The sequence below is a fragment of the Halobacillus salinarum genome (assembly GCF_022919095.1).
Lineage (GTDB): Bacteria > Bacillota > Bacilli > Bacillales > Halobacillaceae > Halobacillus_B > Halobacillus_B salinarum.
On sequence record NZ_CP095073.1, the window covers coordinates 1,286,767 to 1,312,828 of the forward strand.

Below are 26,062 nucleotides of genomic sequence, written 5' to 3' on the forward strand. Positions count from 1 at the left end.
CTTTCTAATGGGAGGGCCTGTTTACAGCTACGGGCATTTTCTTTAAGAAATACTCTTCGATTTCTGACGGAAGGAGCGGCTTGCTGAAATAATACCCTTGAGCCGTCCGGCAGCCCAGCTTTTTCAATAGCAGTACATGTTCCTCTTTTTCAATTCCCTCTACAATAATATCGAGCTTTAAGTTCTTGCCGATATCGATCATACTCTTTAGGATATCTGTGCCATATTTGGTCGTTTCCATATCCTTAACGAAGGAGCGGTCAATTTTCAACGTATCAATCGGCAGATGATTTAAAGCATGAAGGGAGGAATACCCTGTGCCAAAGTCATCAATGGACAACCCGACACCGTGTGACTTAATCGCTTCCAGCAGCGGGATTGTTTTCTTATCATCAGAGGTCAGGCTTTCGGTAATTTCCAGTTCAATGTATGGTGGTGCGATATTGTGCTCTTGCATATAGAACGTTAACGTATCAAGGAATTGTTCGTGCTTAATTTGGATGTTTGAGATATTAATGGAAACTTTCAAAAGGGGATGGCCTTTTTGCTTCCAGTGGGATAATTGCTGAAGTACATTTTCAATTACCCATTCTCCAATTTCTACAATAAGACTGGTTTCTTCAGCGAGAGGAATAAATTCTGCTGGTGATACTTGTCCTAAATGTGGATTATTCCAGCGGATTAAAGCTTCATATCCTACCATTTCGTGAGTCGTTAAATCAAACTTAGGCTGGTAAGTAAGGTAGAGTTCCTCATTCTGCAGGGCTTTCTTTAATTCTTTTTCAAGCAGAACCTTTCTTTCAAAAATAGCTTTGACTTCATCATTATAAAATTGATAACTATTTTTTCCTTGCTGCTTAATGTGGTACATCGTGAAGTCCGCATATTTCAATAAGTGCTCCATATCAGCAGCGTGCTCTGGATAATGAGTGATCCCAAGACTTGCTGTAATGGTTACTTCATTTCTTCCGATAGCAATCGGCTGCTGAATATGATGTAAGACTTGTTCGACGAAATCAGAAACTCTGTCCTTGGCCGTCAGCTCTTTTAATAGAACAAATTCATCCCCGTCCAAATGAAAAGCGGTGGTGGCCTCATTCTCGAATGGTGTGAACCGTCGGCCGATTTCTTTAATCACTTCATCCCCTGTATGATGGCCAAATGTATCATTGACCGTTTTGAAACGGTCGAGGTCAATAAAGATCAGTGAAAACCGCTGTGCTCGCATGATCTTGTCGTTGATGGTGTTGAGCAGAGATCGTCGGTTTGGAAGATCGGTCATATCGTTATGCAACGCCATACGTTCAATTAATTGTTCATTGGATCTTTTTTCAGTTGCATCCCGCACGACACAAATAATTTTATTGCTCTCTTGGATTCTGGAGATGGACATTTCCTGTGGAAATAGTGAACCGTCTTTCCTTCTTCCTTGTAATTCTCCTTTCCAATAACCATTTTCCAAGAAAAGCGGCAGGGCGTTGGCTTCGATCCATTCGATCATGCTGGCGTCATAGCATTGTGTCCATTTTGTCAGTTCGCCTTCCCGGTATTGATACATCTTGTAATACGAATCATTAATGAATTCGAAATCTCCTCGATGGTCCGAAATGGCAATTCCATCGAGCGTGGACTGCAGACCCTGCTTAAATTGATGAGTATGATTCTGGCTGATCACGAGCTGCTTGTTGGAGGCTCTGTATTTATCAATAACAAACCCGATAAACCATGCAAGCAGTATAGTTAAGAAAATAGACAAATAATCTTTTGTTGAATCTGCTTCTAAAATGATTACGATGTGAGAAGCAAGTACAACCAGTGGGAATAGAAGCTGGCCAATAAATTTCACTAGTATTCTCCTCTGTGAACTACGTCGATTTTATATATCTGTAAAATGCATATCTATTGTACCATAATGACTAGATCGTAAAGGGGGAATGAGGAGGAAAGTTGTATTTTTACAAAAATTTATCAATGAATTTGTCGAACTCATGTATGCGCTCTTATTATCGATATAGAGGGTTTTTAATTCATTATTTGTGCATTTTAATTGTCAAATTTTGAATTAATGGTAGGTTTATAGACCTGTTTTATGGAGAGGTAGATTTCAGCATGTTTTATGAATGTGGGAGATTCGTCTTCCTTCCCGATGATCCTCTTTCGTTTTTTGTAAACAGGGGCATGACGGCGCGGTTATTCATGTAAAAAAATCCTGACGTATGGCATACATACGTCAGGAAGCTTTTATGGCATGATAGAGAGCAACAGAATGAATGGAGGTCATCCGATTGGTAAAAGAAAATGATTTTATAACTGGTTTCCGGTGGGCACTCCTTCTTAGTATTCCGTTATGGTGTTCTTTTGCTGGCTGGTTCAAAATCATACATGAGCTCATCCATCTTGTTTAATACATGTTTCTGCGTGCTGGCTGGTGCCGGCATTTTTTATTAGTCTGCTTTTGGAAGTGTAAGCATCACGGTGGTGGAATGGCCTTTGCGGGTTTTTACATCGATCTTTCCGTCGTGCTGTTCCACAATCCTTTTGGCAACAGGCAGACCAAGACCGCTGCCGCTTGGAGCGGCTTCACGGGCCATATCTGCGCGGTAGAAATGTTCGAAAATATGCGGGAAATCCTGATCAAGAATCCCTGGACCGTTGTCTTTTATGCTTACAATGATTTCCGATTTTTTGTCTTCGATGGCAATTTCTATTTCTTTATCCTGCTTATCATTGTATTTAAGACTGTTATCTAATACATTGATAAATACTTTTCTCATTTGCTCAGGATCTATACGGGTCTGGTAGGATTGGCTTTGGTCTGCAGTAAAAGTAAAGGAAACCTCTTCCCATTCCTTTTCAAATTCTTCCATAATATCGATGAAAAAGCTTCGTAGATTGATTTGCTTGTAATGAAAGACGAGCTTCCCTAAGTCCAGCTGCGAGAACATAAATAAATCATTAACCAGCTTATCTAAAACGAGGGCTTTCGTATGGATCGTCTGGACGCTCCTGTGCATTTCTTCCTCTGTATGATCCTCCCACTCCCGTAATTCTTCCGCACAGCCCTTAATAGAAGTGAGCGGTCTTTTTAAGTCTCTGGACATATTTTGCATCAGTTTTTTACGGTTTTCTTCATATTGCGCTTGCAGCTGCTTCGATTCATTGACATGGATCCGCATGGTTTCAAAGGCTTCTGCAAGTTTACCGATTTCATCTCTCCGGAAGCGTTCAATAGGAGCTGATGTATCGCCGCTGTTCATTTCATTTGCTGATCGCAGCAGTTTATGAAGAGGAAGGGTGATCCCTTTTGATACGTAATGCATGACGGTGGAGACTACTAACAATAGAATAATAGCCAGGGCACCTATTCGAATGAGGTTTTCATCCATGTTAAACGAAAAGTAACTGATTATGTATTCAGCAGCTCCATAGAGCAGGAGGACTGCGAAAATGATAAGAAAAGTAAATCCAATTAAGCGCTTGCGAATCACGACAATTTCGCCCTTTATATATCTTGTACTTTCATCATATACCATTTGAATTGGAAGCGTCTATTAAATGTAACATATATTGGAGAAAGAAAAATAGAGTCCTGTCTGGGATGACGGGACTCTACTGTGATTGCTGCTCGTTTAATAAAGGGCGTACATGTTCGGCAAAAGCAGAAAGTGTTTCAGCAGTCGATATATCCTCTTCTTGAAGAGGAATAAGAATGGTTTCCTGCTTCGGGAAGGTTTGGTTAATTAAATTTAAATATTTTTCTTCCTGTATTCGGCGTTTTTTAAGAAAATCCCCATCCGCGTTTTCTGGAAGGACTTTATTAACTACCAATGTATGAACGTGCAAGCCGTGATTGTGCAGCTGCTCCAGTGCTTTCTTGGTTTCCAGGATCGGCAGGCGTTCCGGGTTGAGGACAAATAGAAAACCGGTCTTAGCTTCGTCCATGACGATATCACGGACTGCAGCGAATTTTTCTTTTCTCTTTTGTAAAATGTCATAGATAGGATCATCGACGGGTTCCCCGTCATTTAACAGCTGCGTGTAGTTTTCGTTAATTTTCTTCCTTCGTTCGAGCATGCCGTCCATCCAGACACTCATCAATTCAGGTAGAGTCAACAGCCTGATTGTATGGCCTGTGGGAGCGGTATCAAATACGATATGGTCAAATGAATCTGCTTCCTCTAAAATGATAGAAGTCAGCCGGTCGAATAAGGCAGCTTCATCCGCACCAGGGGAAGCACTGGCCATATCGATTTGGCGGTGGACCTCCTCAACCATCCTCGATTGAACGAGTCCCTGCAGATTTTCCTTGACCCCTTGGATGTACCGCTTTGATTCGCGGCTGGGGTCGACTTCAATGCCCCATAGCTTGTCTTCCAGCTTCGTCTTTTCATGGCCGACTTTTTTATGAAAAATGTCGCCAAGGTTATGGGCGGGATCAGTAGATACGATAAGCGTTTTTTTTCCTGATCGTGCTAATGCAGTCGCGGTGGCAGCGGAAGTGGTGGACTTTCCTACCCCGCCTTTTCCTCCGACAAATAGAATTCGCTTCGGTTCCATGCTCTTCCTCCTTAGCAGCAGCGTATTCCCTCAAGTGGTGATTTTTCCATCCCCATTCTTAAGTGCCACTCGTGAAATTTCTCGATGATATGCGGATATAACTCAAGAGTGTAATAGAAAGCCGGATTTGGAATCCCGAGCATATCAGAATATAAAAGCAGTAAAAACAAATCTTCTTCATCACGGAGTTCTCTTGCCACCTCTGTGCGGTGAGGAAGGCTCAGTACTTCATCGTAAAATTCGAGCAGCCGCTTCAACGGAAACTTTTTCTTCGTCATCTTCTCACAGCCTTTCCTGGATGTAGTGATGATACGTGTCGGGCTCATCGACCAAAGTGCCATTAATAAATATGGCGTTGTATTTAATATCCTTGAGGAACCGTAAGCAGGCAGCAGAGAAAGGAATGTGCCGCTTTTTCACTTCCAGGAGAAAGTACGTAAAGATAGCAAGCAGGTTCCTTGGATCTACAAACGTTACATGAACACGGCTACCGTACTTTTCTTTTGTCTGTAAATACAATTCTCCTAAATAACTCCGGTCGTCATCGTGGTGGCTGAACTCATTGTCCATGTTAACGAGACCATCCTGATCGCTGCATATTCCACCGCAGCATCCCATGCCAATTTCTTTCTCAGGTCTGACAATCATTACTTCGATCATAGGGTCACCTCCTGAAAAAAAGAGAGAGAAAGCCGCACGGCCACCGTGCGACTTTTTCCATGATTATGCTGTTTTGCTCACGTCATCTGTATCGCCTTTGCGAATGGCAGCAATCGCAGTAAGCAGGATCCATAACGTAAATACGAGAATCAAAGCACCAAAGCTGAATAACAGCCAGTCGCTTCCTTCAGCCCAAGGCGCCCATGTAGTTAAGACCTGGGAAATCATTGCCCATAACGTCATAAACATCAGGAAGGCCATCGGGACAATCGCAGGCCAGTAATTACGTCCCTGCCGCTTCAGCCAGATCGAAATTAACAGCAGACTGATTCCAGCTAACAGCTGGTTGGAGGTACCAAAAAGCGGCCAGAGTAAATACCCGCCGGATCCAAAGCCTTTTGGACCTTGAGGAAGTAAAGTGAGAGCCGCACTTGAGACGACAGCAGTCGTTGTGGCGACATGTGTTTTCGTAAGTGGTGTGATTTTATACTCCGTTCCGAGTTCAGCGATGATGTACCTCATTAGACGAACGGAAGAGTCCAGTGTTGTAGCAGCAAAGCTGACGACGATGACAGAGACGATGGTAGAAGCAACCGTAGCCGGAATGCCTAAACCACCGGCAAGCTGAGCCGCCCCTTGGATAAATACTCCAAGTCCAGCATCACTAGCTGCCTGAAAACCGCTGTAAGTGGAGCTGAATTCCGATGCAGAAGGGAAAAAGGTAATGACGGCTATAATTGCAACAAGCGCAAGTGCCCCTTCTCCTACAGCTCCTAAATAACCGACAAACCGGGCATCTTTTTCATTATCCAATTGCTTGGAGGATGTCCCGGAAGATACGAGTCCGTGGAAACCGGAGATCGCTCCGCACGCGATCGTAATAAACAAGAGCGGAAACCAGGAAGTGTCAGCATTGCCATTATGGACGGGCGCGGTAACTTCAGGGTTAGTAAATAGAAGACCTAAATACAATAGACCTAAACCTACCACCAGCTGATGGGAGTTAATATAATCCCTTGGCTGGAGAAGCTTCCATACTGGCAGGGTAGAAGCGATATAGACGTAGACCATCAATACAATGATCCATACAAAGAAGGCTAAAGATGTAGCATCCATACCGAATAACGACGTAGCCCCTTCACCGCCAAAATATTTCACTAAGTCGATTTGCAGGGCAGGAACATAGCTCGATATGATCGCTGCTAAATACATCACGCCTAGAGCAACGATGGAAGGAAGCAGCATGCTGCCTTTCTTTTTGTACACGGTATAGCCGATCCAAACCGCTAATGGAATCTGGATAAAGACAGATACAACGCTTGCCGGGAAGGAGATAAACAGCTTAGCAATAACCCAGGCAAATACAGCGTTTACCATGAGGACAAGCAGTAAGATAATAAACAAAAACAAGACCTTTGCCCGCTGGCCGATCAGCTTGCTGGCCAGTGTTCCTACAGATTGTCCTTTATTTCTTAACGAAAGCACCAGTGTTCCGAAATCGTGGACACCGGCTGCAAATACAGTTCCGAGAAGTACCCATAACAACGCCGGAAGCCAGCCCCAGTAGACAGCGATTGCTGGCCCTACAATCGGAGCGGCCCCCGCTACAGATGTGAAATGGTGCCCCCAGAGTACGAACTTATTCGTTGGAACATAGTCGACCCCGTCTTTGTATTGATGGGCAGGGTCACATAATTTGGATCCAACCGATAAATTTTTTCAGCGATAAATTTTGAATAATACTTATAACCGAGTATAAATACGATACCTCCGGCTATGGCTAACCAAATACCACTCAAGTTGGTTCCCTCCTTAAATTACTGGAATAATCTGAATACGCTTTCACGCACTTTACAGTATACTACAAAATTTTTACCTCTAGCAATCGAGTTACCTGATTTTTCCGAAAATAATACTTGCGAGGGATATGAGAGAAAAAATTGGCAGACAAAAGGGTAATCTCATATTTCCTGGGAAATATTGCACGATAATGTCGGTTTATTACTATGAAAGCTCATTGAATCAAGGCGTTTTTTGTTACATTTTTTTAAACAAAATGTAAACCACAAAGGAACTGGATTCAGGTATCATAGGATAATGAGTAAAATGTAGAAAATTAGCGAATCGACAACAAGAATGTATGATGAGGTGAAGAATGAATGCCACAGAGACGACGTGTAGTCAGGCGGAGAAAAAGAAGATTAAAGAAAAAATGGAAAGTCATCTTTTCCTTATTTACTATCATGCTTCTCGCAAGCGGAGCCTACTTGTTTTCTGTCTATGCTGATGCAAAAAGCACAGTAAATAACAAGATTCATAAGCAAGTCGCTTCTATTGATTCTAAAAAAACAGATAAAAAAATCAGTGATGAAAAACCGTTGAATATTTTATTGATGGGCGTAGATGAACGCCAAGGAGATACAGGGAGATCGGATGCTCTTATGATTTTGTCTGTAGATCCTGAACATAACCGCAGCCAGCTTATCAGCATCCCCCGTGATACTAGAGCGACCATGGTAGGCGGAGATTCTGCCCAGGAAGGCACTCAGGATAAGATTAATCACGCTTACGCTTATGGTGGTGCGGATATGTCGATCCGGACAGTAGAAAATTTGTTAGATGTTGACCTTGATTATTATGTGAAGATGAATATGAAAGGCGTGACAGAAATGGTAGACGCTGTCGGAGGGGTCACTGTGAACAATACTATTGACTGGTATGATGAAGGGTATTATAAGAAGGGCTACCACTATGAAAAAGGAGACATTCATTTAGACGGTGCCCAGGCTTTAGGGTATGTAAGGATGCGTCATGAAGATCCGAAAGGGGACGTTGGCAGAAATGAGCGTCAGCGTAAAGTCATTAAAGCGATCATCGATAAAGGTTCGAGTTTCCAATCAGTCAGTCGTGTCTCCGATATGCTCGACGTACTCGGTAATAATATGGAAACCAATATGGACTTTGCTACGATGAAGGATCTGTTCATGAATTACCGGAGCGCCCAGGAAAATTTATCCACCTATCAAATGACGGGGACGAACTCCACTGTCGGCGGGGTCTATTATTATGAAGTTCCCGATGAAGAACTGCAAAAGGTTCATCATATGATTAAGGAATACAATTCTTAACGAAAGATAGCTTGAAGAGAGCAGCCTCTCTTCAAGCTTTTTTTGTCTCATTGAGGTGCGGTATTTTTGAAAAGGAAGAGAAGATTTTAATTAAAAAATTACAAGAGCCAGCAATGTGGAAACGATTAATCCGGCCATCACCGGCAGGAAATTTTTTCGGACTAGATCCATGACGGGAACACCGCAGAAGCCGGCGATCGCGATCATGGACGACCAGGCAATAATCGTTCCTCCCCCCGTCCAAATTGATCCCATCTGCCCGATGGCAGCCAATGTGGATGGATCAATATGTGGGTTCGCAAGCGATGAGGCTAATGCTCCCGTCAATGGAAGTCCTGAGAATCCTGAGCCATCCAAACCGGTTATGATTCCGATAATTAAAATACTAAAGGCTGCTAATAAAGCGCTTTGTGGAAGGAAGCTTTGCGTTGATTCCACTAAGTCAAATAACAAGGCAGGTGCACGATCCGCTGAAGTAGAAAGAATTTCGCCTGCAAAATCTGGACTGCCAAGGAAGAAAAAACCGGCAATTGGGATAACAGGTCCCATAGCTTTAAAGGCAAATACGAATCCGTCAGTAATATGATCACTGATGTACTCCAAGGAACGCTGGTGGCCAAAGGCCACCGTCGACAGCAAGAGCAGAATAACAGCTACTCCACCAATAAACGCTGCTCCATTGCCCCCTTCAAATCCACCCATTCGTCCTGAGTTTAGTTTAGTGTAGACCATAAAAATCATGACAGCTAGCATCGATGCAGGGACGAGTACGGCAAACACCTTGCTCCATAATGTTAGATTTTTATTTTTTGTTTGATGGCGCTCTGTATGAATTCCCTGCATGGATCGAGCTTCTTGTTCATTCCGGGGATCATCTGCAGAGCGGAATCTCTTGCGATAAAAAAGATAGGCGAGAGCGATCGCGATAACGCCTGTGATCAGTGACAGCACAAGCGCTTGATCCATGACGCCGGAAATAGGGAGGCCGGCTGATTTTGCAGAAAGGCCAGGGGCTACCTGCATGACATAATCAGAAGATAGTGCCATCCCCTGACCGGCAAGAGTGACGGCAACGGCGGCCATCATTGCCGGAAGCCCTGCACGAATCGCTGCTGGCACAAGCAGCGCACAAATGAGCGGTACAGCCGGAGTCGGCCAAAAAAACAGCGATACGATATAGGTCACACCGATCAGCACAAAGAAAGAAAGGTGACTATTGACCATTACTTTTTGTACAGGCTGAATCATCCGAATATCAGCCCCAAGGTCTCTCAGTGAATTTAACAGAGCGACCATAAAAGTAATAATAAGAAAAATATTAAATAATTCTTTCGCTGCTACAAGGTTGGCCATAAACACCCCTGTAAAACCATCAACAAGGCTTCCGTTGAAAGCCCAGGCCACGATAAAAGTGCCAAGTAAGGTGGGAAGTACAACCCCTTTACGAAAGATCATCGTTAATAAAATAAGTAAAGTAAACAATCCGTAGATCCAGTGAGATAAAGTTAGTTCCATTATCAGTCCTCCTCGAGCTGCCTCTAAAAGTCATTTGTTCCTACGTTAGGCTATGCGCAGCTCCACCCAAGGGTGTAAAGAGGTAGGGTTTTTAGTAAAAAACAGTAAATAATTATTTGTAAAAGTAAAATAAAGAACTAATTAAAAGGGAATTATGATCTAAATATTCTAAAAATTTATTTAAAAAGCTGTTGAAAGCGCTTTATAAGTTTGGTATGATGCTTGTAAGTTAGTAAAATTTACTGAATAAATAAGTGAAATTTAGTAAAGAGGTGCCTCGATGACAACCATTAAAGAGATTGCTTTAAAGGCAAATTATTCTAATACGACTGTTTCAAGAGTTTTAAATAATGACCAGACCCTTTCTGTATCTACAGAAGCAAGAAATAAAATATTACAAGTGGCAAGGGAGCTGGGGTACAAAACGCTGCAGGAGCGGAAGAAAGAACAGAAGCTTTCGAATTCTGCACCGGGGAAGGTTGGGATCCTGCTGTGTCATTCTGTGGAGGAAGAACTGAATGACGCTTACTTTTTATCCATTCGTCATGGAATTGAAAATGAGTGTGAGAAGAGAGGGCTGAACTCCACAGAAATTCTTCGCATTAAAAGCTTCAAGGAAGAACAAATGAGTAAAGATATTGAACATTTAATTGTCGTCGGGAGAATCAGTGAAGAGTTTTTAAATCCGTATAAGCCACAGCTTAAAACGATTGTTTACATTAACCACTCTGTCGATGACAGCCTTTACGACTCCATCGCCATCGATTTTGAAAAAGCGACAAAACAGGCGCTTGATCATTTGCTTTCTCTGGGATATAGACGGATTGGTTTTGTCGGAGGACAGGAACGTGAGCATTTACCCAATGGTCATGTGGATTTTGAAGACGGACGAAAAACAACTTTTAAGCAGGTATTACACGAACAAGGTTTATTTGACCCTGATGCCTTCTATACCGGTGAATTTACGATGTCTGATGGCTATGAACTCATGAGAAAAGCAATCCAGAAAGGAGATCTTCCAGAGGCGTTTTTCGTAGCTAGTGACGCAATGGCCATCGGGGCTATAAGAGCGCTCAATGAACAAAATTACCGAGTGCCAGAGGATGTCGCGATTGTAAGTTTTAATGATATTGAATCTGCACAATATACGTCACCACCGTTAACGACGGTCAGAGTGAGAACTGAAGAAATGGGGAAGCTCGGCGTGAAGCTTATGTTGGACAGGCTGGAAGGGCGTGACATTCCAGTGAAAGTGACAGTTCCTACAGAATTAGTCGTGAGGGAAAGCTGCGGCAGCAAGCAAAAAGAAAAGCAAAATAAGCACTTAGCTTAATTTTTATAGACCCTTAAGGAGGTGAGAGCCGTTAACCACGTTCAGAGACATTTGAGTCACGGCATAAATAAAACGCACACCTGATTCCCGATAAGAAAGCAAGGTGTGCGTTCAGTCCAGCTTATCTATAAGCTGGGTGAATCCAGAAGAGTTTATTCGGCAAAATAATCTCTTCAATACGTTTGATTATAAGTCAATCGTATGGATAGAACAAGACTTACGGTCCCAGGCACTTATACATGAAAATGTGTTGATAAGGAGGAAACAAAAGTGAAAAAAAGTTGGTTAGTCGTATTGTTGTTTTCCATAGTAGGTCTTTTAGCAGTTGGCTGTTCAAGCGATGAAGCATCCGGGGACGGTGGAAAGACAACGTTAACCTTTTTTTCAACCGCAACAACAGAAGATGATAAAGCAGCAATTGACGATGCGATTAAAAAATTCGAAGAGGAATATCCGGAAATTAAGATCGATGCAAACTATCCAGCAGATGGATATGAAGATATGCTCCGGGTGAAAATGGCGGCGAATGATATGCCTGATCTTTTTGATACACATGGATGGGCAAAGCTTCGTTATGGAGATTATGTAGAGGATTTAAGTGATATGGACTGGGTGAAAAACCTGGATCCTGCATTAGATACGATTTTGAAGGATGACAGTGGCAAGGTGTACGCCTATCCGTTAAATCAGGCAAAGGATGGAATCACTTATAACGCTAATTTATTGAAGGAATACGGTATCGAGCCCCCTACAACATTTGATGACTTTATGAAAGCGCTTCATACAATCAAAGAAAAGAGCGGCGGGGAAGTGACACCGCTTTGGTTTTATGGATCGGACAAATCTGCATTTGGCCAATACTTTGATCAACTAGCTACACCGTTACTTATTACAGATAAAGAACACGATTACAGCGAAGAACTTCTGGACGGCTCTTTTGATTGGTCGAATTACACCTTCCTTCCAGAAAAGCTGAAGGAAATGCAGGAAGATGGTCTGCTTAATAAAGACGCGCTTACAGCACAAATCCAGCAGCAGGCAACCTTGATGGCCCAAGGAAAGATCGGCTTTACCTTTGGTGGAGGATCCATTGGGCCAGCGGTTGAAAAGCTGAACCCGGATGTAAAGGTTGGTGTGATTCCGATGCCGGCGATCCATGAAGGGGATAAGCCCAGCTGGATCGGCGGGGAGCGTCATACAGTAGCGGTTTGGAAGGATACAAAACATAAAGAGGAAGCAAAGAAATTTATCGAATTTCTTGCCCAGCCGGAAATCGCAAAGGATATTGCGGAAGGAACTTCCCTGCCGGCAGGACTTGCCAACGTTGATGCCGATAACTACTTTGCAGAGTACTATAAAGAATTTAAGGATGTAAAAGTTTATCCTTACTTTGACCGGGTTTACCTGCCAAGTGGAATGTGGGATGTTATGGGTTCTACAGGTCAGGAACTGATCTCGAATTCAATGACTCCCGAAGACGTTTCAGAAAAAATGGGTGAAGAATATAAGCGCTTAAGGAAACAGTAGCCCCAGGCTTAAGAAGAGGGGCAGGGACAGATGCCCTTCTTCCTTTTCTATTTTTAAAGCTGACTATAGGAGTTGTTTCATATGAGTGAACTAGCGAAAGAAACCCATCGTTCTGTGGCAGATAAGGAAGTGAGGAGTGTTAAAAATAAACGGACTAAATCATTGTGGTGGATGTATCTTCCTGCGTTGATCGTCGTCAGTATTTTCATTATCTATCCCTTTCTAAACGGAATTCGAGTTTCGTTTACGGACTGGAATGGCTTTTCCCAAACAAAGAACTGGGTAGGTTTTCAGCAGTATTCGCGGATGTTTTCCGACCCGGATACATGGCTGGTAGTAAAAAACACCCTGATCTATGGGATCGGAAGTACAATCTTTCAAAACATCTTAGGACTCCTGTATGCATTATTGCTTAACCAAAGCATTAAAATGAAAGCTCTTACGAGAACGATTATCTATTTACCGGTCATTATCAGCCCGCTCGTGATGGGCTACATCTGGTACTTTTTCTTTTCCTTTCAAGGCGGCGCTTTAAATGATCTGCTCGTGTTTTTCGGAATGGATAAAATCAATGCTCTCGGCAATCCGGATTTAAACACGTGGCTGATTGTGTTTGTCAATACTTATCAGTTTGTGGGAATTGCTATGATCATCTATTTAGCTGGTCTGCAGGGGATTTCTAAAGATTTTTATGAAGCAGCGGATATTGATGGGGCTTCAGCCTTTCAGCAGTTCAAAAATATTACGCTTCCACTGTTAATGCCGGCCATTACTATTAATATGGTGCTTAATATTATCGGCGGCTTAAAGTTATTTGATGTAATTATTGCTTTGACCGGCGGCGGACCAGGTAACGCGTCCCAATCGATGTCGACGTTTATGTATGACCTATACTTCAGTCGACAGGATGCAGGGTATGCAGCGACGCAGGGGGTATTGATGGCTTTCATTATTTTAATCCTCAGTTTGCTCGCGCTTGTCTATTTCAAACGTAAGGAGGTCGATGCGTAGTGAAAAACAGAGAGAAGCGTTCACGGATTTTGTTAACCGGGCTTGCTTTATTCATTACACTGCTGCATCTTGTTCCCTTTTACATCTTAATCACTACAGCGTTAAAAGCCACCGGTGATTTCAGCTCGAAGTGGGCCTTCCCGACTAAAATGGAGTTTGCAAATTTCTCGCAAGCCTGGGAGCAGGCGCAATTAGGTACGGCATTTGTCAATACAACATTGATTACAGCAGGAGCTGCAATGTTATTAATTTTCTTTGGAGCTATGGCCGCTTATCCACTGGCCCGTATGCAAACGAAACTGAATAAAGTCGTGTATTTCATCTTTATCGCTATCATGATCATTCCGCCATTAACAGCGCTTGTTCCTTTGTACAAGATGGTCGTTGATATCGGTTTGATGAATACGAGAACAGTGGCAGTGCTGAATAACCTGGCTGCCTTTCTGCCGCTGACGATCTTTTTGTATGCCGGTTTTATCCGCTCCACGATCCCAAAAGAGCTGGAAGAAGCAGCAAAAATCGATGGCGCAAGCACGCTGGTCACCTTTTTCAGAGTCGTATTTCCTCTGCTTAAGCCTGTGACCGCGACAGTATTGATCATCTCCTGCGTATTCATTTGGAACGATTATCAATTCTCAATTTTCTTCCTGCAGGATAAAAGTGTGCAGACGCTAACTGTGGCACTAGCCGGCTTCTTTGGCCAGAACCAGAACAATTTAAACTTAGTCGCTTCAGCAGCCTTGATGTCCATGGCCCCGATGACAATCCTCTTTTTATTCTTGCAAAAATACTTTGTCGCCGGACTGTCTTCAGGCTCTGTTAAAGGATAATTTCTTTCACAATACAACTAATAAGTTAGGAGAATTTCAATGTCTAAAATTACTTTTCTAGGTGCGGGCAGCACGATTTTTGCAAAAAATGTGCTGGGGGACTGTATGGTAACCCGAGTCTTCAGGAGTTTGAATTTGCGCTCTTTGATATCGATGACCAGAGATTAAAAGATTCAGAGAACATGTTAAACAATTTAAAGAAAAGTCTCGGCAGTCAAGTGACGGTGAAGGCATATGCTGACCGTAAAGAAGCCCTGAGAGGCGCAAAGTATGTCGTCAATGCGATTCAGGTAGGCGGCTATAAGCCAAGCACGGTGATCGATTTTGAAATTCCTAAAAAATACGGGTTACGCCAGACCATTGGCGATACCATTGGGATCGGAGGAATTTTCCGTTCGCTACGAACGATTCCTGTGTTATTTGATTTTGCTAAGGATATTGAAGAAGTCTGTCCCGATGCCTGGTTATTGAATTATACGAATCCAATGGCTTCCTTAACCGGAGCGATGCTTCGTTATACGAACGTCAAAACGGTAGGACTCTGCCACAGCGTTCAATCAGCAGTACCAGAATTATTTAAAGCACTCAACATGGATGATGAAGGGGTGCAGTGGCATATTGCAGGAATTAATCATATGGCGTGGCTGCTCGAAGTCACGAAGGATGGGAAAGATCTCTATCCTGAAATTAAGAAACGCGCCATGGAAAAACAAAAAGAGAAGCATTCTGACATGGTCCGCTTTGAGCTGATGCAGCGCTTTGGCTATTATGTCACGGAATCCTCCGAACATAACGCCGAATACCATCCGTATTTTATCAAAGATAAATATCCCGAACTGATAGAGAAGTTAAACATTCCTTTAGACGAGTATCCACGCCGATGTGTAGAGCAGATTGAAAACTGGGAAAAGATGAGGGGAGAGGTCGTCAACAATGAAAACCTGAGTCATACACGCACGCATGAATATGCTTCTTACATTATGGAAGCTATGGAAACGGACCAGCCGTACCGTATCCATGGCAATGTGCTGAATGAAGGGGGTTAATCAGTAACTTACCGAAGAAATCGATCGTTGAAGTTCCTTGTATGGTCGATCGCAATGGAATTAATCCTTGCTATGTAGGGGACCTGCCTGAACAGCTGGCTGCTCTGAACCGTACGAACATTAATACCCAGCTGTTAACCATTGAAGCAGCCATTTCAGGTAAGAGGGATCATCTATACCAGGCTGCGATGCTTGATCCTCATACCGCTGCTGAACTATCCATGGACGATATTACAGCGTTATGCGATGATCTGATTGAAGCGCATGGCGATATGCTGCCGAATTTTGAAAAAAATAAAGTGCTTGTTTAACCAATAAAAAGGAAAGGGAGTCGCTTCCCTTTCCTTTTTTAATGGCAAAAATCCCTCTACCGAATCGTGACTTTCATCTTTGCTTTATCTTTCGTGGTCCACACGCCGTTTACGTCATTATCATACATATGGCAGGCGACCATATGATCTTTTTCTGCTTCCTGCCAGACGGGCATTTTCTCAGCGCATACGTCCATTGCCATTGGGCATCGGGTGCGGAAAACACAGCCGCTTGGCGGATCAATCGGGCTCGGGATTTCTCCTTCAATAATGACCTGCTCCCGTTCATCCTCGACATCAGGGTCCGGAATTGGAATGGCCGAAAGCAGTGCCTGTGTGTAAGGATGAAGCGGATTCGTGTACAGTTCGCTGCTCGTGGTCAGTTCAGCCATATGACCTAAATACATCACTCCGATTCTGTCAGAGATGTGCTGGACCATCGATAAATCGTGGGCAATGAATAAATAGGTGAGCCCCTTTTCTTCCTGAAGCTGTTCAAGCAGGTTGACGACTTGAGCCTGTACGGAAACATCAAGAGCTGAAATCGGCTCATCGGCAATAATGATTTCAGGATCAAGGGCAAGCGCGCGGGCAATCCCGATTCGCTGCCGCTGGCCGCCGCTGAATTCATGCGGATAGCGGTTGGCATGATCGCGGTTTAAACCTACTTCCTCCAGCAGTTCATATATGCGTTTCATTTTTTCTTTCCGGGAAGAAAAAAGCCCGTGAATTTCCATTGGTTCTGCTATAATTTCTGCAACGGTGGATCGTGGATTTAAAGATGCATAAGGATCCTGGAAAATCATCTGCATCGTTTTTTTGAGTTGAAATTGTTCCTCGCCCTGCAAACGGAAGACATTTTTTCCATTAACGACTACTTCTCCGCCTGTGGGGTCATATAAATTCATGATCACCCGTCCAGTGGTAGACTTGCCGCAGCCGGATTCTCCTACAAGACCGAACGTTTCGCCTTTATAAATCTCAAAGCTGATTCCATCGACAGCCTTTAATGTGCTGCCCTTTCCAAGGTGAAAATGTTTCTTTAACTGTCTGACTTCTAACGCTTTTTCTCGCTCCATTCTATTCGTTTGTCTCCTCCCAATAGCGTCTAGCCTGGCACAATTCTTTTTCGTAAATGGTACCTTCAATGTCTATGATTTCAATGTTTTTTCCGGTATTTGGCGAGTGCAGCATCTTGCCATCTCCATAGTAGAATCCTACGTGATGAATGGAGCCATTTTCATAAGCGAAAAACAATAAATCTCCTGGCTTAAGTTCTTCTAAAGCAACTTCTTCCCCTTGATTGGCTTGATCCGTTGCATCTCTCGGGATTTCGTACCCCTGCGCTTTGTGCATAGAGTAGGCGAATCCTGAACAGTCATATCCGTAGGAGCTCATGCCACCCCAAAAATAAGGGAGTTCGAGGAAGGCTTCTCCTGATTTTAGAATTGCAGCACCGCTTCCTTTAGGAATGACTTCTCTAGATGGGTACAAGGAGACATCTACAGTCGGAAGGTAGCCGTATCCTTCAGGAGTGATTACTTTAATCAGCTCTCCTTCCTCGGCAATCGCGGGGAGTGAAGTCAGGTAGCTGACTTCAAATTTTGGCTCACGGTTTTCATCGAGCAGCATGCTGTGTTTGGAAATAACGACAGCTATTCCTTCTCCTTGCCAGTCTTCTTCAGGTATTTCTTTTATTTGACCAGCGGGGACATACCCTGGGTAACCACGAACATCTTTTTTAGAAGGCTGGGTCGGAATGATGATTTTTGCCCATTCCCCCTCTATTTTCTCTAGGATGATCTCTTCCCCAAATAACAATTGGGACTGTACAAGGTTTTCTTCACATAAGGCTAATCTAGGTTCATAGGAGAGCTTCTCAAGCCATTCTCTGATCAGCGGGGAATGGATATCCCGGGCTGGTCAATCTCTCTTGGAGCTTCTGGGGTTGTCCAGACGGTTGCTATAGGCACGTCGACAACCCAGGTCATTTTAGTCGCTGTTTCTGTCATGGTTTTGTTTACCTCCTGCAATCACAATGATTAAGAATACGTTTGGTGAAGCATGCACCCCTTGTAACCATTCCTGCTTTCTCTGAAATGGAAATGCAGTATTCTTTCTATTGGTTACCTCCAACAATGAGGTCTTCCGTTAGCCAGAGACATGCGTGAAACTCCACCTGTGTGGCCGGACTGCCGAGTGGACAGCAGCTGTAAGACCCAGACTGGTTTCGATCATAGTGTTATTCACACATTCTATTTCAGTGCTTTCCGCGATCGGATTTGATCTTCGCACTATTAATGCCGCCACATTTCATAAGCTTTATATTTAATAGATTCACACTTCTCGTCTCCAGTAAACGTTTTGAATCCTGAATAATGAAAAGACTTTGCCCGGCTATTTAGGCGGAGGGGGCTTATTCTTAAGTCAATGGGATCCTGAAGATTGCATGACTTTCCGAGAAATGAAGGTGCAGCAAATACCACTACGTCTCATTTGGTAATCCCTTCATAATTTTCTTATGAGGAGAAGCTGCTCACTGGCGTTTCGAATAGTTTATGTAAAGGCACAGGTTTCGGTTGATTGATGCTTTTTCAAACTTCCTCTTTTCAGCTTACTCCAGGCTCGATCACAAGGGTTTTGGTTCTGCATGACAATGTTCCCTTTGTTCCTAGAGGAATTGCGAAATGGGGGAGACAGTGACCGATTTTAAATCCGGCCAGCACAGGCTTATCCAAGCTGGAAAAATAGTGATGGTACACTTCCTTGATCGTTAAGGACTGTTCCCGCTTTTTAGGTTCGGCTTCACTAAAATCCCCAACAATAATCCCGGCGGCTTGCTCCAGCTTGCCTGCCATCTTGAGCTGGCTTAGGAACGAATCAATTCGGTAAGGTTCTTCACCAATATCTTCGATCAGAAGGAGCTTGTCCTTTGTGTCAATTTCAAAAGGGCCGCCGATGGAATTGACGAGCATAGACAAGTTCCCGCCGACAATCTCACCGCTGGCTTCTCCTCTGGAAAAAGCTACGAGCCGCGAGATTTCGTTCGTATAGCGGAGCACTTGGGCTTGAAACAACTGGTCAAACATTTTTTTAGATAAGTTATCAAATTCAGCTGTGCCGACATCCGAGCTAAGCATCGGACCATGAAAGGTAACCAGTCCGGACTTTTGCCGGATTGCTGTATGTAAATAAGTAATATCACTGTAGCCCCAAAAGACTTTAGGATTTTCTCTGATCAGGTCATAATCGACCGCATCCGCGATACGGCTTGTTCCAAAGCCTCCACATGCGCAGAAAATTCCTTTAATGGATGGATCTGAGAACATCTGATGCAGGGCTTCTAATCGATCCTGATCTGTACCTGCCAAGTATCCATAGGTTTTTGAAACTTGCGGGGACGTTTTCACCCGTAACCTTAGGTTTTCCAGAAAAGCAATCCCTTTCTCTAATGGTTCCTGTTTTGGTGGACTAGCAGGTGCGATGACGCCAATTGTATCCCCCTGCTCTAAACGTTGTGGTCTCACGATTATTCCTCCTATGGATAAAGAGGCGGACCCGCAAATAATTACGGGGCGCCTCTTTCATGCAGTGTTATTTCTTTTCCGCCCATTTTAATTCCAGGTAGCCAACAGGGTGGCGGACAATTCCGCTGACGGAATCTTTTTGCAGGTTGACCTGGTTATAGAAGTGGATCGGGAAAATCGGCATATCTTCGAACAATACTTTCTCTGCTTTATACATGTCTTCCCAGCGCTTTTCTTCATCTGTTTCCTGTTTAGCGTCAGCAATCAGCTGATCGTATTCTTTATTGGACCAGCCGGTACGGTTCATGGAAGAATCCGTTATAAAGCTTTCCAGGAAGTTAATTGGATCCGCATAATCAGCCAGGAAGGAACTGCGGGAAAGCTGGTGTTTTAAATCCTTCTGGTTTTGGAGGAAGACATTCCATTCTGCATTTTCCAGGGTTACTTCTACCCCCAGGGACTCTTTCAGCATTTGTTGTATGGTTTCAGCGATGGTCTTATGAGCTTCGCTTGTGTTATAGGAAAGAGTGACGGCTGGAAGTTCATCATATCCTTCTTCCTTCATTCCTTCTTCAAGCAGTTTTTTCGCTTCTTCCGGATTGTACTCCACGAGGCTGCCATTGTGCTCGCGGAAGTCTTCTCCTGAAGGACTCTCAAAGCCATAGGAAACGAATCCATAGGCTGGTTCTTCCTTATTTTTCGTTACGTAATCGACGATATCTTGTTGGTTAATCGACATAGCAAACGCCTTACGAATCTTTTTGTTTTGGAAAGGCTCTTTGTTGACGTTAAAGCGGTAGAAGTAAGTACCTGCCTGGTCCTGGATTTTTACTTCGTCACTTTCCATCAACTTTTCGGCAAGCTCCGGCGGGATACCTGAGGTGTCAAGATCTCCGCTCTTATACATTTGGTATTCCGTGTTTACATCATTGACCATCGCCCAATGGACCTTGTTGAGTTTCACTGTATCCTTGTCCCAATAGTTTTCGTTCTTCTCCATAAGCATTTCGCTGTCGTGCTTCCATTCGGCTAAGCTGAACGGGCCGTTGCCGACAAAGCTGTCAGCGTCAGCGTACCATTCTTCGTTTTCTTCAGCGACTTTTTTGTTGACAGGGAAGAAGGCGGGGTTGGAGATGACATTTAAGAAATAGTTGGTTGGTGCTTTTAAAGTTACTTTCAGTTCCTTGTCATTTACGGCTTCCACCATGACGTCATCAGCGGAACCTTCCCCGTTGTTGTAAGCTTCGCCGCCTTTAATAAAATAGCCCAGGAAGGCAGCCGGAGAGGCGGTCTCAGGGTTAAGCAGCCGTTTCCAAGCATACTCAAAATCTCCCGCAGTGACGTCATCCCCATTGGACCATTTAGCGTCATCCCTGATGTGAAAGGTATAAACGGTCCCGTCGCTTGAAACATCCCATTTTTCTGCCGTAGCTGGCTGCGGCTGGTGATCCTTGCCTAAACGAGTCAGGCCTTCCATTAAGTTGTTCAGGACATTCCAGGAAACAGAATCAAAGCCCATCGGAGGATCAAGAGAAGTGGGCTCCTCGGCATTGTTCATATTTAACGTGGCTGTGTCACTGCTCGCTTCCTCCTGATCACTGTTGTTGTCCTTGTTCTTGTCTCCAGAGCTTTCGGTGGTGCAGGCGGTTAATACAGCGATAAATAACACGGAGAGTAAAACCATCATCCATTTTTTCATAAACGTGCTCCTTCCCATTAGTAGATTACACACTGATATATTTGTTAGCTCTTTCATCCTGGAGCCAGCAGTCCACATCATGTGTACTGCTGAGTTCCGTTTGAAATGGATAGACCTTGCTGCATACTTCCATCGCCATCGGACACCTGGCTGTAAACGGGCAGCCCTCTGGCGGGAGAAGAGGTCGGGCGGAGTCCCTTCTATCGGCAGCAGCCGCTTCCCTCTGAGATCCAGCCGCGGAATAGAATTTAAAAGACCCTTCGTGTACGGGTGCTCAGGCTGGTAGAAAATTTCCTTCCTCGTTCCCGTTTCAATAACTTTTCCGGCATACATGACGGCGATCCGGTCCGCAATTTTGGCAACTACTCCTAAGTCGTGAGTAATTAAAATGATCGAAACGCCTGTTTCAGCCTGGATTTTTTTAAATAGCTGCAGGATTTGAGCTTGGATCGTGACATCCAAAGCGGTGGTCGGCTCGTCCGCAATCAAGAGTTCCGGCTCACAGATTAAAGCCATTGCGATTACGATACGCTGCCGCATCCCCCCGCTGAACTGGTGGGGTACTGCTTCATTCGTTCTTCAGGATTGGGGATGCCTACAAGCTTGAGCATATCTATCGCTTTTTTGCTGGCTGCTTTCACAGACAGGCTCTCGTGCTGTTTGATGCCTTCGGTTAATTGGCTGCCAATAGTCAGGGTAGGGTTTAAGGCGGTCATCGGGTCTTGGAAGATCATGGAGATGTCCACACCTCGAATACTTCGAATTGCTTTTTTAGAAAGTGTTGTGATCTCCTGATTTTTGAAACGAATCGAACCTTCAGTAATCCTGCCTGGAGGAGAGGGGATGAGACGCATAATGCTGTTGGCCGTTACACTTTTGCCGCAGCCGGACTCTCCGACAATGGCGAGCGTTTCTCCTTTATGTAAATCCAGATTCACACCACGAACCGCTTGAACTTCACCGCCGTAAGTAGTAAAGGATACGTGCAGGTTTTGAATGCTTAGTAATTTGTCCACTAGACTCTACCTCCTAAGTTTGGGATCGAGGGCATCCTGCAATCCATCCCCTAAAACGTTGAAGGCAAACATGGTAGCTGAAATGAAGAATGCAGGAAAGAATAAACGCCACCAATGCCCTGATAAAATGACTCCAAGCGAATCATTGGCCATGACACCCCAGCTTGCGTATGGGGATTGGATGCCGAGGCCGAGAAAGCTGAGAAAAGCTTCAGCAAATATGGCCGTGGGCACAGTTAGTGTCATTTGCACAATAATAGGCCCCATCGTATTTGGAAGCAGGTTCTTTCGAATGATCCGTTTCGTTTTCGCTCCGAATGATTGAGAAGCGAGAACGTATTCTTCATTTTTCATTTGCAGGACCTGTCCGCGGACAATCCGTGCCATCCCTACCCAGCCCGTAACCGTTAAGGCGAGGATAATGGTAGCTAAGCTCGGTCCAATGACGACGAGAAGCAGGATGACAACGAGTAAGTAAGGGAGACCATACAGAATTTCTATAATTCTCATCATAATATTATCGGTGCGGCCGCCTTTATATCCGCTGATTCCTCCGTATGTCACGCCAATAAAAAAATCAATCAACGCGGCCATTAAACCGACAAATAAAGAGATTCTTGCTCCATACCAGGTTCTGGTAAATACATCTCTTCCCAAGTTATCTGTACCAAACCAATGCTCAAAAGAAGGCGGATGGTTCTGGTTGGCAAGGTCCTGGGTGTCAACGGTATGAGGGGAGATCATAGGGCCGAAGACAGCCATAATGCTAAGCAGGATCAGAAAGATTAATCCAAACATAGCGAGTTTGTTCTGTCTGAGTCTCCTCCAGGCATCCTGCCAGTAGGAAAGAGAAGGACGGACGACGGATTCGGCTTCCTTCAAGTCTTTTTCTTTCGGCTTAAACCACTCATCCGGGATTGAGGACGGATTGTGCTGTTTGTCCTTTGCTGCGGGAATCACATTATCTTCCTCCCTTTTTATGGAGCTTGATTCTCGGATCGAGCAGTCCATATGCGATATCGACTAGAAATAACATGACTACTAAAAAAGTACTGTAGAACACGGTCGTGCCCATAATCACGGGATAATCCCGCTGGTTGATACCTTCTACGAAATATTTGCCCATTCCGGGAATTGCAAATATTTTCTCGATAACAAAAGTTCCTGTAAGAATGCCGGCAATCAGTGTGCCTAAAATGGTGACAACTGGCATAAGTGCATTCTTCAGTGCATGCTTGACGACAACTTTCACAGGAGAAAGTCCTTTAGCCCTCGCCGTTTTTATGTAATCCTGCGTTAATGTTTCAAGCATACTGGACCGCGTCAGCCGGGCAATAATCGCCATTGGGCCGGTAGCGAGGGCGAAAATAGGAAGAACCATGTGCTTGGGGCTGCTCCAGGTAGCTGCTGGAAAAATTGGCAAAGTAACCGCCAGCTCCTGGATAAGCAAGGTTGCCATCACAAAGTTTGGAACGGAGATGCCTAAGACGGCAATCGTCATAGCCAAATAATCTATGAGCCCATTGTGTTTCAAGGCTGCAAATACACCTAATAGAATTCCGGAGACAACGGCAACGAGAATTGTCCAAATTCCGAGCTCCGCTGAAATAGGAAATCCTCTTCCTAAAAGTGAATTCACCGTTTCTGTCGGCTGTTTTATAGAGGGGCCGAAATCAAACGTAGCTATGGATTTTAAATAAAGCGCATATTGAACAAATAAAGGTTCATCTAAGTGAAAATGTTCTCTTAAGTTCTGCTCAACGGTTGCATTACTTGAGCGCTCTTCATTGAAAGGAGATCCTGGAATAACGTTCATAAGAAAAAAAGTAAGCGTGGCGATAATTAATACTGTAACCACCATGAGTATAAAGCGTTTCACTATGTATTTAGCCATCCGGACTCCTCCTAACTAAACGTCGTACGCATGGCAAGCTCCGTCATCACGAGCATCGCTTGGTAGGCTTCGAGAATATCTTTTGCTTGAAATTTTACAATCGTAGAATTCGGTTCAATCTCTGTCCCCGGCATTAAATTCGCCCATTCTGCCTGGCCATAATTCATAAATTCAATTCGCAGAGTCGGATGGTCAGGCGGCACAAGCGGCTGGACATTGGGGCTGTTATGTAAGGCTTCCTTGACTCGCTGAGTCAAAAGCTCACCCGCTTTTTTAGGCGTCAAGCTTTTGACAGAAGATCTGGAGATCGTTTCTTTTACTGGTGCAGTTATAATATTAGGAATTAAGGCTTCTGCTTCTTGAGCAGCGCAGTCATCACCGGCAACCATGATGACAGGAACACCGTAATAACCCGCGACATAAGCATTCAAGCCTAGTTCGCCAACAGCGGTATCATCAATGAAAAAATTGCGAACGGCAAAGATCATCGAATGAGACATGACCCCTCTTTGGGCAGCACGGGCGTGGTAGCCGATGAACATCGCACCTGTAAAAGATGAATCCAGTCCCTGCATCATCGAATAGGGTTTTACGTCCCCTGTAATTAACTGAGTTTCTGGATGAAGCTCGTCAATTAATAGATTATTCATTTTCGAGTGACTGTCGTTTACAATCACTTCTTCGACTTGATTGGCAAAAGCAGATTCAATGACATAATTGGTTTCTTGCGTCATAATCCGCCGGGAGCGCTCATAGTTGAGTTTGTCGGAATCTACATACGTAGAATCTGGCAAGCCGGTAATACCTTCCATGTCTACAGATAGATAGAGTTTCATAGATGCCAATCCTCCTAAAGGCAAGTGTGTTCTAAAATTACTAATTTTCTAATAATTTTAACAATATTTACATAGCGGCAATAGAGACTATATACCCGCGCCTATAGAACTAGCAAATAATGGAATTCATAAATTTGAAAGATGTAGCAAGATAAAGTTACAAGGGATAGTTGTAAAAAAATAGAATTAACAAGGAACTTTTTTCATACTCCTTCGTAGGAAAGGTTAAGAAGAAAAAGGAGCGATGTTATGAAAACCACTATTCTGTATTCTGTAATAAGTGCAGCATTGATCGGCTTATTTGTCTGGCTGATAAGTAAAGCTCTGCACTTCTCTTTTCAGGAATGGGCTTTTTTTATTGGTCTTGGAATAACGACGGTACTCTTATTTTTCAACAGCAGTGGAGGACTCCATACACGCTGGACCAATTTTGGTTATTCCATAACCCACGGACGCCAGCAGGAGGAAGATTGGAAGATTGATGTGGGTGTCCTTTTTTATGGTTCATTAATTTTCACTACAGCTTCATTAGTGTTGATGGTGATTGCGTATTGGAGTTATTTTTGAGCAGGTAGAAAGAAGGGAGGGTGTAAGCTCCCTGAACCACTTGGGAAAATGAGAGAGTCTTTCTGTTTAATCAGTCATTAAGAAAATGGGGAGGTAAAAAGCAGCAGGTGCTGCACTGGCGGAATAGAGAGAAATCCTTGAATGGAGATCGCTGTTTCCATGAGAGGGGTTTTTTTCAGGATTACTTACTGCTTTAGAAAAAGGAATAACCACCAAAAGGTAAGCAAAAATACATAACAGAAAAGCGTAAAAAAAGTCCAAATGGCTCCATGCTGTAATTCATGAATAAAATAATCCATTTCATTCATTCCTGCCGATCTTTCCACACTATTTATAAAACTAACAATTGGCGCACTTAAAGTAATAATGACTGCCAAAATGGATAAAAATCTCAGTTTATTGTTAACAACGCCATAAATCGCTGTTCCTAACGTTATGAATAACAATACATAATAAATCACCCAGAACCAATGAGGAAGAGTCTCCCAATACATGCAGCTGCCTCCTTGCGATTGCGGTTATTTTGCTCGAAAATGTTCCCAGGAAATCTGTGAAGGAAAAAGACTCCGCCTATTCTTATCCTGAGGAATCCAATCTGCTAATAT

At 43.8% G+C, this 26,062-nt stretch carries 20 protein-coding genes and 3 pseudogenes; 7 read left to right on the forward strand and 16 right to left on the reverse strand.

Annotation, left to right across the window (positions count from 1 at the left end; all coding sequences use genetic code 11):
• Nucleotides 1-4: 4 nt before the first annotated feature.
• The 6 genes and pseudogenes from MUN89_RS06605 to MUN89_RS06630 all read right to left on the reverse strand — a co-directional run bounded on the left by MUN89_RS06605 (nt 5) and on the right by MUN89_RS06630 (nt 7,016).
• Complete coding sequence (locus MUN89_RS06605; RefSeq protein ID WP_244712401.1) at nt 5-1,846, reverse strand: putative bifunctional diguanylate cyclase/phosphodiesterase; 1,842 nt, start codon at nt 1,844-1,846, stop codon at nt 5-7.
• Nucleotides 1,847-2,444: 598 nt separating this feature from the next.
• The gene (locus tag MUN89_RS06610; protein ID WP_244712402.1) at nt 2,445-3,488 is read right to left on the reverse strand and encodes a sensor histidine kinase; all 1,044 of its coding nucleotides are present in this window, start codon (nt 3,486-3,488) and stop codon (nt 2,445-2,447) included.
• A 121-nt stretch (nt 3,489-3,609) separates the two neighbouring features.
• Nucleotides 3,610-4,557, reverse strand: a complete 948-nt coding sequence (locus MUN89_RS06615) for an ArsA family ATPase (protein WP_244712403.1) — start codon at nt 4,555-4,557, stop codon at nt 3,610-3,612.
• An 11-nt stretch (nt 4,558-4,568) separates the two neighbouring features.
• Nucleotides 4,569-4,835: a cory-CC-star protein gene (locus MUN89_RS06620; RefSeq protein WP_244712405.1), complete on the reverse strand. Its 267-nt coding sequence runs from the start codon at nt 4,833-4,835 to the stop codon at nt 4,569-4,571.
• Nucleotides 4,836-4,839: 4 nt separating this feature from the next.
• Nucleotides 4,840-5,217, reverse strand: a complete 378-nt coding sequence (locus MUN89_RS06625; RefSeq protein WP_244712406.1) for a hypothetical protein — start codon at nt 5,215-5,217, stop codon at nt 4,840-4,842.
• 63 nt (nt 5,218-5,280) lie between these two features.
• A pseudogene (locus tag MUN89_RS06630) lies at nt 5,281-7,016 on the reverse strand (carbon starvation CstA family protein).
• Between the two features lie 360 nt (nt 7,017-7,376).
• Between MUN89_RS06630 and MUN89_RS06635 the strand changes: the two are divergent.
• Nucleotides 7,377-8,345: an LCP family glycopolymer transferase gene (locus MUN89_RS06635; protein ID WP_244712408.1), complete on the forward strand. Its 969-nt coding sequence runs from the start codon at nt 7,377-7,379 to the stop codon at nt 8,343-8,345.
• Nucleotides 8,346-8,435: 90 nt separating this feature from the next.
• Here MUN89_RS06635 and MUN89_RS06640 read toward each other — a convergent pair whose 3' ends face one another.
• Entirely contained in the window at nt 8,436-9,860 is a 1,425-nt protein-coding gene (locus tag MUN89_RS06640; RefSeq protein WP_244712410.1) for a hypothetical protein, read from the reverse strand.
• Nucleotides 9,861-10,140: 280 nt separating this feature from the next.
• Between MUN89_RS06640 and MUN89_RS06645 the strand changes: the two genes are divergently transcribed.
• The 5 genes and pseudogenes from MUN89_RS06645 (at nt 10,141) to melA (ending at nt 15,918) form a co-directional block, all read left to right on the forward strand.
• Nucleotides 10,141-11,193: a LacI family DNA-binding transcriptional regulator gene (locus MUN89_RS06645; protein ID WP_244712412.1), complete on the forward strand. Its 1,053-nt coding sequence runs from the start codon at nt 10,141-10,143 to the stop codon at nt 11,191-11,193.
• Between the two features lie 270 nt (nt 11,194-11,463).
• A complete protein-coding gene (locus MUN89_RS06650) occupies nt 11,464-12,720 on the forward strand; it encodes an ABC transporter substrate-binding protein (protein WP_244712413.1) in 1,257 nt (418 codons plus the stop codon).
• A gap of 81 nt (nt 12,721-12,801) precedes the next feature.
• A complete protein-coding gene (locus MUN89_RS06655; RefSeq protein ID WP_244712414.1) occupies nt 12,802-13,731 on the forward strand; it encodes a carbohydrate ABC transporter permease in 930 nt (309 codons plus the stop codon).
• Nucleotides 13,731-14,561 (forward strand): carbohydrate ABC transporter permease, encoded by an 831-nt coding sequence (locus MUN89_RS06660; RefSeq protein WP_244712415.1) that lies wholly within the window; start codon nt 13,731-13,733, stop codon nt 14,559-14,561. Before MUN89_RS06655 ends, MUN89_RS06660 begins: the two co-directional genes overlap by 1 nt.
• Nucleotides 14,562-14,600: 39 nt before the next feature.
• Nucleotides 14,601-15,918: pseudogene (melA, locus tag MUN89_RS06665) on the forward strand (alpha-galactosidase).
• A 56-nt stretch (nt 15,919-15,974) separates the two neighbouring features.
• On the opposite strand, the gene MUN89_RS06670 reads toward melA, so the two are convergent.
• The 8 genes and pseudogenes from MUN89_RS06670 to MUN89_RS06705 form a co-directional block, all read right to left on the reverse strand.
• The gene (locus MUN89_RS06670) at nt 15,975-16,997 is read right to left on the reverse strand and encodes an ABC transporter ATP-binding protein (protein ID WP_244712416.1); all 1,023 of its coding nucleotides are present in this window, start codon (nt 16,995-16,997) and stop codon (nt 15,975-15,977) included.
• Nucleotide 16,998: 1 nt separating this feature from the next.
• Nucleotides 16,999-17,739, reverse strand: a complete 741-nt coding sequence (locus MUN89_RS06675) for a C40 family peptidase (protein ID WP_318036121.1) — start codon at nt 17,737-17,739, stop codon at nt 16,999-17,001.
• 788 nt (nt 17,740-18,527) lie between these two features.
• Nucleotides 18,528-19,451 carry a S66 peptidase family protein gene (locus MUN89_RS06680; protein ID WP_244713609.1) on the reverse strand — a complete coding sequence of 308 codons (924 nt, stop codon included), beginning with the start codon at nt 19,449-19,451 and terminating at the stop codon, nt 18,528-18,530.
• 61 nt (nt 19,452-19,512) lie between these two features.
• On the reverse strand, nt 19,513-21,144 hold the full coding sequence (locus MUN89_RS06685) for a peptide ABC transporter substrate-binding protein (protein WP_244712417.1): 1,632 nt from the start codon (nt 21,142-21,144) through the stop codon (nt 19,513-19,515).
• A gap of 234 nt (nt 21,145-21,378) precedes the next feature.
• Nucleotides 21,379-22,160: pseudogene (locus tag MUN89_RS06690) on the reverse strand (ABC transporter ATP-binding protein); the annotation flags it as partial.
• Between the two features lie 6 nt (nt 22,161-22,166).
• Nucleotides 22,167-23,117 (reverse strand): ABC transporter permease, encoded by a 951-nt coding sequence (locus tag MUN89_RS06695; protein ID WP_305852451.1) that lies wholly within the window; start codon nt 23,115-23,117, stop codon nt 22,167-22,169.
• Nucleotides 23,118-23,121: 4 nt separating this feature from the next.
• Entirely contained in the window at nt 23,122-24,054 is a 933-nt protein-coding gene (locus MUN89_RS06700) for an ABC transporter permease (RefSeq protein ID WP_244712418.1), read from the reverse strand.
• 11 nt (nt 24,055-24,065) lie between these two features.
• Nucleotides 24,066-24,890, reverse strand: a complete 825-nt coding sequence (locus tag MUN89_RS06705; protein WP_244712419.1) for a M55 family metallopeptidase — start codon at nt 24,888-24,890, stop codon at nt 24,066-24,068.
• A 249-nt stretch (nt 24,891-25,139) separates the two neighbouring features.
• Here MUN89_RS06705 and MUN89_RS06710 point away from each other — a divergent pair, with 249 nt between their 5' ends.
• Nucleotides 25,140-25,457, forward strand: a complete 318-nt coding sequence (locus tag MUN89_RS06710; RefSeq protein WP_244712420.1) for a hypothetical protein — start codon at nt 25,140-25,142, stop codon at nt 25,455-25,457.
• A 185-nt stretch (nt 25,458-25,642) separates the two neighbouring features.
• Here the strand turns inward: MUN89_RS06710 and MUN89_RS06715 are convergent, their stop codons facing one another.
• Entirely contained in the window at nt 25,643-25,951 is a 309-nt protein-coding gene (locus tag MUN89_RS06715) for a hypothetical protein (RefSeq protein WP_244712422.1), read from the reverse strand.
• Nucleotides 25,952-26,062: the final 111 nt, after the last annotated feature.

Coding starts and splice junctions, on each gene's coding strand:
- MUN89_RS06625 (WP_244712406.1), bottom strand. CDS start 5,217: ATGATCGAAGTAATGATTGTCAGACCTGAGAAAGAAATTGGCATGGGA.
- MUN89_RS06710 (WP_244712420.1), top strand. CDS start 25,140: ATGAAAACCACTATTCTGTATTCTGTAATAAGTGCAGCATTGATCGGC.
- MUN89_RS06635 (WP_244712408.1), top strand. CDS start 7,377: ATGCCACAGAGACGACGTGTAGTCAGGCGGAGAAAAAGAAGATTAAAG.
- MUN89_RS06685 (WP_244712417.1), bottom strand. CDS start 21,144: ATGAAAAAATGGATGATGGTTTTACTCTCCGTGTTATTTATCGCTGTA.
- MUN89_RS06640 (WP_244712410.1), bottom strand. CDS start 9,860: ATGGAACTAACTTTATCTCACTGGATCTACGGATTGTTTACTTTACTT.
- MUN89_RS06700 (WP_244712418.1), bottom strand. CDS start 24,054: ATGGCTAAATACATAGTGAAACGCTTTATACTCATGGTGGTTACAGTA.
- MUN89_RS06705 (WP_244712419.1), bottom strand. CDS start 24,890: ATGAAACTCTATCTATCTGTAGACATGGAAGGTATTACCGGCTTGCCA.
- MUN89_RS06615 (WP_244712403.1), bottom strand. CDS start 4,557: ATGGAACCGAAGCGAATTCTATTTGTCGGAGGAAAAGGCGGGGTAGGA.
- MUN89_RS06715 (WP_244712422.1), bottom strand. CDS start 25,951: ATGTATTGGGAGACTCTTCCTCATTGGTTCTGGGTGATTTATTATGTA.
- MUN89_RS06670 (WP_244712416.1), bottom strand. CDS start 16,997: ATGGAGCGAGAAAAAGCGTTAGAAGTCAGACAGTTAAAGAAACATTTT.
- MUN89_RS06620 (WP_244712405.1), bottom strand. CDS start 4,835: ATGACGAAGAAAAAGTTTCCGTTGAAGCGGCTGCTCGAATTTTACGAT.
- MUN89_RS06645 (WP_244712412.1), top strand. CDS start 10,141: ATGACAACCATTAAAGAGATTGCTTTAAAGGCAAATTATTCTAATACG.
- MUN89_RS06655 (WP_244712414.1), top strand. CDS start 12,802: ATGAGTGAACTAGCGAAAGAAACCCATCGTTCTGTGGCAGATAAGGAA.